The 14642-nt window shown below is 40.7% G+C and carries 15 protein-coding genes; 1 reads left to right on the top strand and 14 read right to left on the bottom strand.

The genetic code is table 11. The features are described 5' to 3' along the window. Nucleotides 1-128 precede the first annotated feature (128 nt). From ACWPUA_RS03520 to ACWPUA_RS03470, 11 genes are all read right to left on the bottom strand, one after another. Entirely contained in the window at nucleotides 129-1448 is a 1320-nt protein-coding gene (locus ACWPUA_RS03520; protein ID WP_454379129.1) for an LCP family protein, read from the bottom strand. Next, complete coding sequence (pheA, locus tag ACWPUA_RS03515; RefSeq protein ID WP_454379128.1) at nucleotides 1445-2293, bottom strand: prephenate dehydratase; 849 nt, start codon at nucleotides 2291-2293, stop codon at nucleotides 1445-1447. Before pheA ends, ACWPUA_RS03520 begins: the two co-directional genes overlap by 4 nt. After that, a complete protein-coding gene (locus tag ACWPUA_RS03510) occupies nucleotides 2290-2766 on the bottom strand; it encodes a shikimate kinase (protein WP_454379126.1) in 477 nt (158 codons plus the stop codon). The genes pheA and ACWPUA_RS03510 overlap by 4 nt, the downstream gene beginning before the upstream one ends. Next, nucleotides 2759-4042 (bottom strand): 3-phosphoshikimate 1-carboxyvinyltransferase, encoded by a 1284-nt coding sequence (gene aroA / locus ACWPUA_RS03505; RefSeq protein ID WP_454379124.1) that lies wholly within the window; start codon nucleotides 4040-4042, stop codon nucleotides 2759-2761. The genes ACWPUA_RS03510 and aroA overlap by 8 nt, the downstream gene beginning before the upstream one ends. A gap of 89 nt (nucleotides 4043-4131) precedes the next feature. Further along, on the bottom strand, nucleotides 4132-4470 hold the full coding sequence (locus ACWPUA_RS03500; protein WP_195183758.1) for a YlbF/YmcA family competence regulator: 339 nt from the start codon (nucleotides 4468-4470) through the stop codon (nucleotides 4132-4134). An 11-nt stretch (nucleotides 4471-4481) separates the two neighbouring features. After that, a complete protein-coding gene (locus tag ACWPUA_RS03495; protein ID WP_454379121.1) occupies nucleotides 4482-5585 on the bottom strand; it encodes a prephenate dehydrogenase in 1104 nt (367 codons plus the stop codon). Nucleotides 5586-5594: 9 nt separating this feature from the next. Further along, complete coding sequence (gene aroC, locus ACWPUA_RS03490; protein WP_006151452.1) at nucleotides 5595-6761, bottom strand: chorismate synthase; 1167 nt, start codon at nucleotides 6759-6761, stop codon at nucleotides 5595-5597. A 9-nt stretch (nucleotides 6762-6770) separates the two neighbouring features. Beyond that, nucleotides 6771-7838: a 3-dehydroquinate synthase gene (gene aroB / locus ACWPUA_RS03485; protein WP_254724427.1), complete on the bottom strand. Its 1068-nt coding sequence runs from the start codon at nucleotides 7836-7838 to the stop codon at nucleotides 6771-6773. Nucleotides 7839-7856: 18 nt separating this feature from the next. After that, entirely contained in the window at nucleotides 7857-8711 is an 855-nt protein-coding gene (locus tag ACWPUA_RS03480) for a shikimate dehydrogenase (RefSeq protein WP_454379119.1), read from the bottom strand. Next, on the bottom strand, nucleotides 8701-9378 hold the full coding sequence (aroD, locus tag ACWPUA_RS03475; protein ID WP_016466646.1) for a type I 3-dehydroquinate dehydratase: 678 nt from the start codon (nucleotides 9376-9378) through the stop codon (nucleotides 8701-8703). Before aroD ends, ACWPUA_RS03480 begins: the two co-directional genes overlap by 11 nt. Continuing rightward, entirely contained in the window at nucleotides 9375-10538 is a 1164-nt protein-coding gene (locus tag ACWPUA_RS03470) for a class I SAM-dependent rRNA methyltransferase (protein WP_454379117.1), read from the bottom strand. Before ACWPUA_RS03470 ends, aroD begins: the two co-directional genes overlap by 4 nt. 260 nt (nucleotides 10539-10798) lie before the next feature. Between ACWPUA_RS03470 and ACWPUA_RS03465 the strand changes: the two genes are divergently transcribed. Further along, the gene (locus ACWPUA_RS03465; RefSeq protein ID WP_036757168.1) at nucleotides 10799-12250 is read left to right on the top strand and encodes an alpha-amylase; all 1452 of its coding nucleotides are present in this window, start codon (nucleotides 10799-10801) and stop codon (nucleotides 12248-12250) included. Nucleotides 12251-12296: 46 nt separating this feature from the next. Here the strand turns inward: ACWPUA_RS03465 and ACWPUA_RS03460 are convergent, their stop codons facing one another. From ACWPUA_RS03460 to ACWPUA_RS03450, 3 genes are all read right to left on the bottom strand, one after another. Continuing rightward, nucleotides 12297-12971 carry a DnaD domain-containing protein gene (locus tag ACWPUA_RS03460; protein ID WP_004252223.1) on the bottom strand — a complete coding sequence of 225 codons (675 nt, stop codon included), beginning with the start codon at nucleotides 12969-12971 and terminating at the stop codon, nucleotides 12297-12299. An 8-nt stretch (nucleotides 12972-12979) separates the two neighbouring features. Further along, nucleotides 12980-13924, bottom strand: a complete 945-nt coding sequence (gene metA / locus ACWPUA_RS03455) for a homoserine O-acetyltransferase MetA (protein WP_036757166.1) — start codon at nucleotides 13922-13924, stop codon at nucleotides 12980-12982. Nucleotides 13925-14116: 192 nt separating this feature from the next. Continuing rightward, entirely contained in the window at nucleotides 14117-14629 is a 513-nt protein-coding gene (locus ACWPUA_RS03450; RefSeq protein ID WP_001049312.1) for an adenine phosphoribosyltransferase, read from the bottom strand. Between the last annotated feature and the right edge of the window lie 13 nt (nucleotides 14630-14642).

The raw sequence follows: 14642 nt of genomic DNA, 5'->3' as shown, positions 1-14642 counted from the left end.
CAATAACGAGTTATATCGTTTTATTATACCATAAAGAAGCCCTAAAAATCCATCAGATACTAAGAAAAATCAAAGCCTGAGACACCCATTTAGTTAGATGTTTCAAGCTTTGACTTTAATTAATTTTTTTATCTGAATCCCATTTGGGCTAGCTTATTCTGGTAAGCTTTTTGATCCACTCGAAGGGCTTGGCCTCCATAGACATCATAGTCATCTACCCAGTCTCCAAGTTCCGGCACTGTTAGTCTTTCAATACCGTTCTGACCTCCTTCAAGGACGGATAAACCGTTGGTCAACAAGAAGGTATAAGGAAGGTTTGTAGATGTCATGGCGAATACTTTACCAAGTGCTTCTGAACCTGTGAAAAGTTTTGTAGGATCTTTAATTTGCTGTAAAACAGCAGTCATAACTTGTTGCTGTCTACGAGTACGGCCATAGTCCCCTTCATCATCATCGCGGAAACGTGCATAGTTGAGAAGAGTAGAACCATTCATTTGTTGTGTTCCAACTTTAATAGTCTGTGTAGGGGATTCGGTTTCTGTCGCATGCAAGTCATCACCGACTGTCGCTTCTGTAACTGGAACACCATTTAGAGTTGAAAATTGAGCATCAATAGTTACACCATCAGGGAAAAGGGTGTCAATGGCAGTTGCAAAAGCTTGGAAATCAACAAGGGCATAGTATTTGATATCTAGGTCAAAGTTATCTTTAAGGACCTTACGCACCATTTCAGCCCCTTGTTTTCCTTCTTGTTCCCCCAATTCGTAGGCCAAGTTCAACTTATGGTCGGCTTGTTTTTGACCATCAACAACCTGACTGTAGCCATCAATGTATACTAGGTTGTCACGCATAAAACTTACAAGCTTAAGCTTTTTATCCTTACCACTTACATTTAGAACCATAATAGAATCCGTCCGTGTTTCTGAACTATTCTGTCCAATACGGCCATCTGTTCCTAAGATAAGAATATTGACACCATCTCTTGTATCCTGTCCATTGAAAACTTCAACTTGGGCAGCCTTGGCATCTTTCGACCCGCTTGAGCCATTCGGATTGGCTGACTGGAAACCTTTCAAGAACATGAAAATCATTCCCACTGCAGCACAAAGCAACAGCATTCCTAACCAAGCAAGTATGCGTTTAAAGCGAAAGACTCTTTTTTTCTTTGGTTTATTCTGCTTAGGAATCTTAGCTTTTGGTTGCGGTAGACTACTACGTCGAGTAGCTCGACTTCGATTAGTATAACTCGGAAGCCCTGTGTTAGGTTCTGTATAGTCTTGGCTTTCTGCTTCTTCTACGACAACTGAACGAGCTTCTTGTTGACCATCCAGCTTAGCTTGTAAAAAAGCAAACTCTCTCTTTTCTTTATCATTTAGATAGTGGATGTTTTTTAATAGATAGTCGTAACGTAGTTTCTCATGGTGTGTTAGAGGATTTTCTCTAGTCATTCCTTCTCCTTCCCTTTATCCTGTATGGTATAGATAGGGTAAGCTCCTAGTACTTTATAGTGGATCCCAATCGTTTCTAATTCTTTTTGAGCAAAATGGACCAATTCTTTATCAGCATAGTCCACATCAATGATAAAAAAGTACTCACCTAGTGCTGTTTTTAGGGGGCGACTCTCAATCTTAGTTAGGTCAATCCCGCGCCAAGCAAAGGTAGAAAGTGCCTTATATAAAGCGCCTGGAAGATTGTCTGGCAAGGTCAATGCTAGACTCATTTTCTTAGCATTTGCATTCAAGGGCATTTGCGGTGCCTTGGGACCTAACACCCAAAAGCGAGTGAAATTGGCTTCCATCTCTTGAATATCTTGAGCAATTAATTCCAAACCATATTCACCAGCCGAACTTTTGGGGGCAATGGCCGCAAAAGGCTGATCTGGATGCTCGGAAACATAGCGCGCAGCGTAGGCTGTACTGGCAGTGACTTCTAGTTGAGCATTTGGAAAATGTTCATCGATAAATTTCTTCCCCTGCGCCAAGGCCTGCGGATGAGAAAAGATTTTCTCAATTTTAACTTGCCCTGGTACCGCCATCAACTGTTGATGAATTTGCTGCACAATCTCCGCCACAGCTTGAATTCGAGCTTGATGAAAAAGATAGTCTAAGGTCTCATGAACACTACCTTCAATGGAATTTTCAACTGGCACTACTGAATAGTCTACCAAACCTTGTTCATAGGCCTTGATAACGTCTGTAATATTTGAAAAAGGCTCTAGTTCCTCATGTGGAAAAGCCGTTTGCACCACATGGTGCGAAAAAGATCCTTTGGGACCTAGATAGGCAATTTTCATCTCAGTTCCTCTATAATTTTCTCTGGACTTAGCTTGGACACATCGATAACTTTACTAGCTACTTCCTCATACCAAACCTGTCTTTCTTTAAAAATCGCAGCTAAACCTTCCTTGCTATTCTTTAAAAATAGTGGACGTTGATTGTCCTTATCAGCTGAAATTCGCTGGTAAAGTGTCTCAAAATCTGCTTTAAGGTAAATGTTGTCTGGATTTTGTTTGAGCAAGGCACGATTACGTGGAGAAATGACTATCCCTCCGCCTGTAGAAATAACTTTATCTGTCTTTAGCAAGTCAGCTAAGACCTCTTCTTCTAGCTGGCGGAAGGTAGCCTCTCCTTTTTCTTCAAAGAAACGAGCAATCGGCATCCCCAGTCGGTCTACCAGCAAGGCATCCATGTCTACAAAGTCAGAATCTAGCTTTCTAGCAATAGTAGTTTTTCCTGAACCCATAAAACCTAGTAAAACCTTAGCCATGAATCAAAGTCTCCAAATCATAAAAGAAGCTTGGGTAGCTAGTATTAATAGCTTCGGCTCGATCCAATTCAACTTCTCCATCTGCAACCAAGAGAGCTGCAATGGCTGTCAACATGCCGATTCGATGGTCTCCAAAGGTATTGACTCTAGCGCCATGGAGGGGAGATTTCCCTTTGATAATCATGCCGTCTGCTGTAGGAGTAATAGTTGCTCCCATGCTATTTAAAGCATCTGCGACAACTTGAATGCGATCCGTTTCTTTAACCTTGAGTTCTTCTGCATCTTTGATAACTGTTTGACCTTGAGCTTGGGTAGCAAGGAGCGCGATAATCGGCAATTCATCAATTAAACGTGGAATCAAGACTCCGCCAATTTCTATCCCGTTTAGTTCTGAAGTCTCGACAGTCAAGGTTGCAGATTTGGCAATTGGATCCATATCAGTAATCTCTAATTTCCCGCCCATAGCTCGGATAACATCGATAATACCTGTACGTGTTTCATTAATACCGACATTCTTCAGCACGACACGAGAATTTGGCACAATCAAACCTGCTACTAACCAAAAGGCTGCACTAGAAATATCTCCTGGTACGACAACCGTTTGTCCACTAAGTTTCTGTGGCCCTTGAACAGTGATTTTCTTACCATTGACACTTAACTCTCCACCAAATTGATGTAGCATATCTTCTGTGTGATTACGAGTGCACTCCTTCTCGATAATGACTGACTGACCTTGAGCCTGCAAAGCCGCAAAAATCAAGGCTGACTTGACTTGAGCAGAGGCAATTGGCAATTCATATTGAATAGGTTTTAAGCTTTTTGTTCCTTTTAAGTGCAACGGTGGCAAGTCTCGCTCTGTTTGACCTGAAATTGTAACTCCCATTTTTTTCAAAGGACGGGTTACACGATCCATTGGGCGTTTAGAAAGACTGTCATCCCCAAACATCTCTACTTCAAAGTCTGCACCAGCAAGGACACCTGAAATTAAACGAATAGAGGTCCCAGAATTTCCCATATCTAGAGCATTCTGAGGAGCTTTCAAACCATCCATGCCAACACCTTGAATGGTAATGACACCGTCCTTGTCCTCAATCTCAACGCCGAGATCGCGAAAAACTTGCATAGTTGATAAGACATCTTCTCCACGTAGGATATCATAAACCTTAGTCTCACCCTCAGCTAAGCTTCCAAAAATGATAGAGCGATGACTAATGGACTTATCCCCAGGTACGCGAATACTACCATTTAAGTACTTAATGTTTGTTTTTAATTTCATACCGGCCCTCATACTGACAATACTTTTTCTTATTTTATCATAAAAAGTCAGAAATTTCTTAAAAATTCCTGACTTTATGAGGTAAATTCTTATTTTAAAAGTTCTGAAATTGGTTCAAAAACAATTTTTTCAATATCAGAAAGGTAAATCGAAAGTTGTTGCTGTTTGGCAAAGAATTCTGACAAGAGAGAGTTACCTTGAATCTGCTTACCAAAGCTTTCCATTTTTTCTTGGAAAGAAACATCTGGAATTTGACCAGTCTGTGCCATGATTTGGATTTCATGTTGAAAAGCAATATAATCTGCAAAAATTTTGCTTGCTTCTGCATCCGCTTGGATGGCATCTCTAGCTTCTTTAACTGCCTTGTATTCAGGCAATTCGCGTAGTCCACGACTTAGTGCATTTGCACTATCATAAATATTTGACATAATTGTCCTCCTTATTTAATAACGACTGTGTAGTCAGTATTTTCTGTAATGACTTGCTCAGCACGTTTTAAATCCTGAGCATTCTTAAAGGAAATTTGCAGAATCCCGTGAACATCCTCACGGTTTTCCTCATTGATATGGATATTGACCAAAGAAGTTCCACGTAGCAATTCCAAGATGCGTAAAATCACATCTTCCTCATCGGGAACATCAACATAAAGGTCATAAGAACTATCTACACCACCACGTTTATGGATTTCCATAGCCTGACGTTGCTCACGCGCTTGATTGAAAAAGTTCCAGATTTGGTTTTCATCACCCTTACTGATAGCTTGTCCAATCTCGTCCAAACGGCCCTTGAAATCCTCGATGCGTTCAATAATGGTATCCCGATTGGATAAGAGGATAGAAGTCCACATACTAGGCTCACTTTCGGCAATCCGAGTCATATCACGAAAACCACCTGCCGCAAAGCGTCGCGCCATTTCATGCTCTTCAGCATAACTTGCAGTTTGTTCCATTAGGCCTGATGCTAAGATATGCGGAAAATGGCTAATCTGAGAAGTCACTCGGTCATGCTCTTCAGCATCGATTTCAATGAAACGAGCATGAAGACCTGACAGCAAGTCTCTCATTTCTTCGAGCGTATCCGGAGTTGTCAGACTAGATGGCGTGAAGATATAATAGGCATTTTCAAAAAGATTAACATCCGCAGAGGCAGCTCCTGTCTTATGACTTCCTGCCATGGGATGAGCTCCAACAAAGCGAACGGACTTATCAGCAAAATACTTCTCTGCTGTAGCCACGATAGCTGACTTGGTCGATCCAGCATCAGAAATAATGACACCTTCTTTCAAGTTCAAGTTGGCCAATTCCTTAATAAAGGCAATAGTTTGCTCGATTGGCAGGGTAAGAATGATGACGTCTGCAAGTGGAGCAAAACTAGCAAAATCATCCGTCGCTCGGTCAATCATTCCTCTCTCCAAGGCAATATCTCTAGACGCTTGACTACGATTGTATCCTAAAATTTCATAATCAGGATGATCCCGCCTGATTCCGAGTGCCATGGAAGCACCAATCAAACCTAGTCCTGCGATATAGATGGTTTTTGCCATAAGAACTCCTTAATAATTCTTTGTATACTCCCGATGTTTCGCAACAGCTTCTTTTAATTCTTCCAGATTATCAGAGGAGAATTTCTCAAGGATTTCTTGAGCCAAAACCGTTGCTACGACTGCCTCCATAACGACACCTGCTGCTGGAAGAGCAGTAGGATCACTTCTCTCTACTGTTGCTTTATAAGGCTCATGAGTTTCAATATCAACACTCATCAACGGCTTGTAGAGAGTCGGAATTGGCTTCATAACTCCACGAACGATAATCGGTTGGCCGTTGGTCATACCACCTTCGAAGCCTCCAAGGTTATTAGTCCGACGAGTATAGCCATCTTCTGATGACCAGAGAATTTCATCCATGACTTGGCTACCCTTAAGATGGCCTGCTTTAAAACCAAGACCAAACTCCACACCCTTAAAGGCATTGATAGAAACAACAGCTTGAGCTAGCCTTGCATCTAGTTTACGATCCCATTGAACATAAGAACCAAGACCAACCGGAACACCTCCGACAACTGTTTCCACAACACCTCCGATGGTATCCCCATCTCGCTTAATCTGGTCAATATAGTCCTTAATCTCCTGCTCACGTTCTTGGTTGACGATAGAAACTTCAGACTGGGCAGCCAATTTCTTAATCTCTGAGACTGTTAAGTTTTCTGGAACATTGATTTCCTTACCACCAAAGACAACAACATGGTTAGCAATTTCGATATCAAGCTCAGCTAAAAGCCGCTTAGCAACAGCTCCAACTGCCACTCGCATAGTTGTTTCACGAGCAGATGAACGTTCCAAAGAATTTCGTAAATCATCAAAGCGGTATTTGATGCCCCCAACCAAGTCTGCGTGACCTGGACGAGGATGTGTGATTTTTCGTTTACTTTTGAGTTTGTCTTCAATATCCTCGGCAGACATGATATCTAGCCATTTTTGGTGGTCTTTGTTAATGACATCCATGGTAATGGGAGCCCCTGTCGTCTTACCATGACGAACCCCAGAAGTGAAGACAACCTGATCACTCTCGATTTTCATGCGTCCACCACGACCGTAACCGCCTTGGCGACGTTTGAGATCCTCATTGATATCTTCTGCAGTCAAAGGCAGTCCTGCTGGAATTCCTTCAATAATTGCTGTCAGACGAGGACCATGTGATTCTCCTGCTGTTAAATATCTCATACATTCTCCTTATTTTACTAAGTAATCTTTCATTTCTTCGAGAGAAACTGGGTGAATCGTCGCTGAACCAAGCTCAGGTACCAAAACTAACTTCATGGTATTCCCACGCGCTTTTTTATCATGAGTCAAAGCTTGATAGAGCTTTTCAAGATCCCAGTTTTCATAATCAACAGGAAGCCCAAATTTCTGACACATCTCTCGGATAGATTTGGTTATTCCCACTGGCATGAGTCCTTTTTCTTCGGCTACCTTAGAGACCTGAACCATTCCCATAGCTACTGCCTCACCGTGCATGACTTTTCCGTAACCAGCAGTTGCTTCGATGGCATGGCCAATTGTGTGACCAAAGTTGAGATATAAACGAACGCCATTATCCAACTCATCCTCAACTACCATCTTGCGCTTAACCTGACAAGAATGCTCAATCAAACTCTCGGAATGTTCCAATATGCTTTCGACAGAACCATCCATATCAGATAATAGGTCCCAAAGCTCTGAATCTTCGATCAGGCCATACTTGATGACTTCACCCATTCCTTCAATCAACTCTCTCTTACCCAAGGTCTCAAGAACAGTTGGGTCAATCAAAACACCATCCGGCTGGGCAAAAGTTCCTACCATATTCTTAGCAAAAGGAGTATTCACTCCTGTCTTACCACCGATTGAAGAATCCACCTGGGCTGTCAAACTAGTTGGAATTTGAACGAAATGAACTCCTCGCATGTAGGTTGAAGCCACAAAACCAGCCAAATCGCCAACTACACCACCTCCGAGGGCTACGATGCCATCACTACGAGTTAAACCTTGCTTAACTAAAAATTCATAGACTTTTTGAACTGTAGTCAGATTTTTTCGTTCTTCGCCCTCTAAAAAGTCAAAAACTGCCACTTGAAAGCCAGCATCCTCCAAACTCAATTTAACCTTTTCTGCATAGAGTGAAGCAACACGGTTATCCGTTATGATAACAATTTTTTGTGGTTGCCAAAGTTCGCGCAACCATTTTCCTGCTTGAGACAAGCATCCTTTTTCAATCTGAATATCGTAAGGATGATGTGGAAGGTCTATTCTAATTTTCATAGCAGGTCTCCTTTTTCTTTATTGGTACTTTTGTTTTAATAATTCCCAGATTTGATCTGTTGGCATTTCCTTGCCTGTCCATAACTCAAAAGCTTCAGCAGCTTGGTAAAGCAACATGCCAAGGCCATTGATAGATTGATTTCCCTGCTCTTTAGCCCACTTTAGAAATGGAGTTTCAAAGGGTTGATAAATCACATCTGCTACCATGAGCTTCTCTGGTAAAACGATGCTGGTCGGGATCGGCTGAGAGGATCCATCCATGCCCACACTAGTAGCATTAACCAAGAGGTCGGCTTGAGTGATGCTGTCTTGAAGTTCTTGAATATCCTCTAATGCAAATAAATCTACTCTAAATCCAGTCGCATTCTGTATTTTTTCTAAGTAAGGTCTTGTTTTTTCCATGGATGAAGAACGAACAAAGACAGAAATCTGACTGACTCCATCCAAGATTGCCTGTGCCAAAATTGCCTTGGCTGCACCGCCTGCTCCTAACAAAACCACTCTTTTCCTTGATATTTTAAAAGAAAGCAAGCTCTTAAAGAATCCCTTGCCATCTGTGTTATATCCAATTAATGTTCCTTCTCGATTCACAACTGTATTAACTGCACCAATTAAACAAGCCTCTTCGCTCAACCGGTCCAGATAAGGAATCACTTGTTCCTTGTAAGGCATGGAAAGATTGATTCCATACATCTGGTAGCGACGAATATTGGCAACTGTTTCTGCTAGTTCAGCCTCATCTACTTCCCAAGCTAGATAAACACCATTGGTATTGGTTGCTTCAAAAGCGCTATTGTGAATAAATGGAGAAATGGAGTGTTTGATAGGATTTGCGACTACAGCTGCTAAACGTGTGTAGCCATCAATCTTCATTTAGAAGCTCCCTAATTTTTTTCATGCTAGATAGTGAAATTTGTCCTGGAGCACTAGCTTCATCTAGACTTGCAAAAGACCAACTAGAACCAGTCACATCTGAAGTAATACGAGAGACCTTGCCCACTTTTCCCATAGAAATCGTTACATATTCTTGTTCAGGATTCAGTGTTTTAAAGCCACGTGTAAAGTTCATCAAATCCAACACATCCTGTTCTGTATTAGCCATAACAGCTATTTTCACAACTTTAGGATTTAAACTTGTTAACTCAGACAATATTTCCATTAGATTTTCAGGTGTCTCTTGAAAGTTATGGTAGCTCAAGACAAGATTTGGAAAGTCCAACATCTGATCAAAAACATCCTTGTAGCTAAAATACTCAAAATCAATATAATCTGGTTGATAAAGCTGTGCCACTTCCTTGATAATTTGAACATACTCTTCTGAAGAGAGCTCAATTTGACCACCCTCGGCACGAGTACGTAAAGTGAAAACAAGCTCACGACCTGCAAATTTTTCAAAAATAGCTGGCGCTACCTGCAAGATAGCTTCCTTGGGTAAGAAGTCTGCTCTCCACTCAATGATATCTGCATCATGATACCGCATAACATCAATAGCCTGAGCCTCTTCTATACTTCTTGGCATGACAGAAACAATTAATTTCATTTACTAACCTTCATGGTAATCACTTTGAGGTAATTACTACTTTCATCTTTTTCATTGTAGACAAAGTCTGCTGGAAGTCCATATTTATGAAGGACCTGATACTTTCTACCTGCAAATCCTTTGTCGATTTGTTCTGTAAATTTTTGACGGGAAACATTAGCCGCATTGGTACTAGCAATAATGATTCCACCTGGGTTTAAAATCTCTAGGCTTTGGGAAATCAACTTATGATAATCCTTAGCTACAGAGAATGTTTGTTTTTTATTTCGGGCAAAGCTAGGCGGATCCAGAACAATTACGTCATAGCTTAAACCTTTTCTTTTAGCATATTTAAAGTATTCAAAGACATCCATGACAAGCAATCGATGATTGTCTAGACTCAAACCATTGGCATGAAAATGAGCTTCTGATAATTCTCTTGAACGCTTGGCCAAATCCACAGAAGTCGTTTCACTAGCTCCCCCCATAGCTGCAGCGACTGAGAAGGCCGCTGTATAGGAAAACATATTGAGCAAGGATTTCCCCATTGCTAAACCATCAACTAAGCTCCCACGAACTTCATGCTGATCCAAGAAAATCCCTGTCATAAGACCATCATTCATAAAGACTTGGTACAAGACTCCATTCTCGAGAACAGTGAAATATTCAGCTGCTTCTTGACCATAGATATGGGCAGACTCATAGACTAGACCTTTAAAGCGAATCTTTTCATAGGCACCTAAGACTTCTGGAAATACCTGAGCAAAGGCTGCCATAATCTCTTGGCGAAGCCCATAGATATAGGAGTTATACCAAGAAAAAACAACATAATCTCCATAAAGATCCAGTGTCATGCCACCAAATCCATCACCTTCTTGATTAAACAAACGAAAGGCAGTTGTCAACTCATCTTGATAGTAGGAAGAACGTTTTAGTTTGGCTTGCTTAAACAAACTTTCAAAGAAGGTTTGTTTAAAAGAAATGTTCTGGTTGGTTACAAACCAACCAATTCCCTTATTTTGTCGGGATAAATAAGCCTTCCCTAAAAATTCTTTGCGTTGGCTGAAAAGTTCAACTTCCTGATCAGTTTCAGATAAGTCTGGAAAATCAACTTCTTCCAAAAGAGCCTGACCTTTGTGGAGCTTTTTTTCGACACGCCGACTGACGAATACTTTATTCATAGATACAATTATATCAAATTTGTTGAAAATTCACAAAGTAGAAAGTGATTTCTCCATTGATGTCATAGGAACTATCCAAGCTTTTTGTTTCCGCTTGATGATTTCTAAATGAGAATGGTCATTTGTGTTGAGAAATTTCATTCTATTACCGTAAAAATAGACATTCACATCCTGAGGTCTATTTTTATAGCGCAAACGTTTGTGCATTTACTTGCTTTGTGGTAAAATGATTCTCAAATTGTTAAGTATGAGGACTATCTATGAAAAATCAAACCCTAATGCAATATTTTGAGTGGTACCTTCCCCACGATGGACAACACTGGACGCGACTTACCGATGATGCTGAGCACCTTGCAAATCTAGGAATTAGCCACGTCTGGATGCCACCTGCCTTTAAAGCTACCAACGAAAAAGATGTCGGTTATGGTGTCTATGACCTTTTTGACCTCGGTGAATTTGACCAAAAAGGAACTATCCGTACCAAGTACGGTTTCAAAGAAGACTATCTTCAAGCCATTCAAACACTTAAATCTCACGGGATTCAACCTATGGCTGACGTCGTCTTAAACCACAAGGCAGCTGCCGATCATTTAGAATCCTTCCAGGTTATTGAAGTCGACCCAGAAGATCGCACAATTGAACTTGGAGAACCTTTCACCATCAATGGTTGGACAAACTTTACTTTTGATGGAAGACAAAACACCTACAATGATTTCCACTGGCACTGGTACCATTTCACTGGAACTGACTATGATGCCAAAAGACGGAAGTCTGGTATCTACCTTATCCAGGGAGATAATAAGGGCTGGGCCCACGAAGAATTAGTCGATAACGAAAATGGTAACTATGACTATCTCATGTATGCGGACTTAGATTTTAAGCATCCAGAAGTCATACAAAATATATACGATTGGGCTGATTGGTTCATGGAAACGACTGGCGTAGCTGGTTTTCGCTTAGATGCAGTCAAGCATATCGATTCCTTCTTTATGCGTAATTTCATTCGTGACATCAAAGAGAAATATGGACAAGACTTCTATGTCTTTGGAGAATTCTGGAATCCAGACAAGGATGCAAACCTAGAATACCTTGATAAAATCGAAGAGCGCTTTGACCTTGTCGATGTCCGCCTCCATATGAATCTCTTTGAAGCAAGCCAGGCTGGTGCAGACTACGATTTGCGTACCATCTTTAATGATAGTCTGGTTCAAATCAAACCAGATAAAGCTGTAACCTTTGTCGAAAACCATGATACTCAACGAGGACAAGCTTTAGAATCTACTGTAGAAGAATGGTTTAAACCAGCAGCCTATGCTCTCATCCTCCTACGTGAACAAGGGCTTCCTTGTGTATTTTACGGAGACTACTACGGTATCTCTGGTCAATATGCTCAGCAAGATTTTAAAGAAGTTCTTGACTGTCTCTTAGCTATCCGAAAAGATTTGGCTTATGGAGAGCAGACAGACTACTTTGATGACCCTAATTGTATCGGTTGGGTTCGTTCTGGAGCTGACAACCAATCACCTTTAGCTGTTCTTATCTCAAACGCTCAAGAGAATTACAAAACCATGTTTGTAGGTCCAGAATGGGCTGATCATACTTTTGTTGATATTCTTGGCAACCATTCAGACCAAGTGACTATTAATGCTGAAGGATATGGTGACTTCCCAGTTTCTGAACGTTCTGTAAGTGTTTGGGGACTTGCTAATTAAAAATAAAAGAACTTGCCAAGCAGGCAAGTTTTTTTGTTATTCATTATTAGTCTTTCCATAGATCCATAGCATTTTTAAAATCAGATGAAACCTGAACATTTTGAGGGTTTGTTGCCTCTCTCTCTTGACGTTTCGCTTCTACCTGGGCTACGCTCCTAATCCCCTCATGACGCCAGTTTCGTAGGATAGCTTGGATATATTTCCAATTTGGTTTTCCATTTAGAACAGCTTCTCGTAAGGCTTCTTTTATCAAATCCGCACTAGTTCCGTCTTCTTTCAAACTCTTTTCCAAGTCTTCAATCTCAAACGGGCTCAATAGACGACCTAGCTCCTGTTGGAAAGTATCTACCAAGCTCTTTAAATCATTTGGGGCAGATTGCACCTGGTTTGGAGCTTGTTTTTCAAACAGTTGGTCTAGGCGCTCCAAGGCAAGAGTTGCATCGAAGATTACTTCTATTTCGCCATTCAGTTCAATGGTTCGGTATTGAAGCAACCCTTTCTCAGTCAATCGTGAAATAGCTTGATTGACTTCAGTGACATTTTTGCCGATTTTTTCAGCAATCTGACTTGGAGACAATTCACCTAAAGCCGTTGTATTCTGTAGGTAAAAGAACTGCCAAACCAAGAAATCATCGCTTGACGAGAACAGTTGATTGTAATGTAAGAGCAGGTCACTCGGTAACACTAAGTTTCCTGATTTGAAAGCATCTAAATATGTCATAATTCCTCTTATAAATATCCAAAATGAGACACATCATCTTCCACACTTTTCCACTCAAACGGCGTTTCTTGGTAAACTGCATAGTTTACCCAGTTACTAAAGAAGAGAGCTGCAGATGAACTCCACCGCATACAAGGAAGCTCATGAATGTCATCATTTTTGAAATAATTTTCTGGTATATGTGGATCTAAACCAGCATCTAGATCTCTAAAATATTCCTTTGCAAGCGTATCGCGATCATACTCTAAATGCCCAAAGCTATAGACTTCTCTCAAATCTCGACTCGCAAGGATAGAGATTCCCACCTCTTTTCCTGATGCTAAAATCTCTAGATTTGTTTTATTCAGGATATCTTCTTTGTGGACTTCTGTATGGCGAGAATGAGGAGATACATATAAATCATCAAATCCTCTCAATAGGAGATGACCTTCTTTCAAAACATCTTGAGGATAAATCCCAGAAAGCTTCTGGTCCATCTGGTATTTATCTACGCCATAGCGATAGTATAGACCCGCCTGTGCCCCCCAGCAAATATACAGGGTTGAAAAGACATGAGTCTTAGACCAATCGATAACCTTAGTAAATTCCTCCCAATAGTCCACTTCTTCAAAAGGGAGATGTTCAACTGGAGCACCTGTAATAATCAAGCCATCAAAATACTGGTCTTGAACTTCTGAGAAGGTCTTATAAAAAGTCTTCATATGCTCAGAACGAGTTGTTTTCGACTGATGACTTTCCATATATAAAAATTCAATATCTAACTGCAAAGGAGTATTGGCTAAATGGCGTAAAAGCTGAGTTTCTGTAACCATTTTCAGTGGCATCAAGTTTAAAATCAGAATTTTCAGTGGTCGAATATCCTGATGAGCCGCCCTCTGGTCATCCATGACGAAAATATTTTCCGTTCGTAAAATCTCAACTGCTGGTAATTTTTTATCAATTCGAATCGGCATAGAAATCTCCTTACTGTATCATATTGGACTCAAGTAAACATGGTATCGTCAACGGGGAAAAATGCTGACGTTTCTCTTTCCCTTTATTATACTGTATGAAGATATAGTTTTCAATTATAGTTTTTCTCTAACTAGATATAGCCTTTTTTTATATCATCATTAAGAGAAAACAGCCCTAGGGACTGTTTTTCATTAATAATGCATCAAAACTTTATAATCGTAATCTCCGATTGCCTCACGACCTTTTAGCTCGTCAAGCTCAATCAAGAAGGCACAACCAGCTACGACACCGCCTAATTTCTCAATCATTTCGATTGTCGCTTTAACAGTACCACCTGTTGCCAAGAGGTCATCTACGATAAGAACACGTTGACCTGGTTTGATAGCATCTGCGTGCATGGTCAAAGTGTCAACACCATATTCTTTTTCGTAGTCAGCTGAAATGACTTCGCGTGGCAATTTCCCTGGTTTACGTACAGGTGCAAAACCAATTCCCAACTCAAAAGCAACTGGACATCCAACGATAAATCCACGCGCTTCTGGCCCTACGATCATATCAATCTTTTTGTCAGTAGCATATTGAACAATTTCACGAACAGCATAGCTGTAGGCATTGCCGTTAGCCATCAAAGGGCTGATATCACGGAATGTAATTCCTTCTTGCGGATAATTTTCAATACTTGCAATGTAATCTTTTAAGTTCATAGCGTTTCTTTCT

Source organism: Streptococcus sp. Marseille-Q6504 (assembly GCF_965111625.1).
This window is presented reverse-complemented; position numbering and strand designations above follow the sequence as displayed.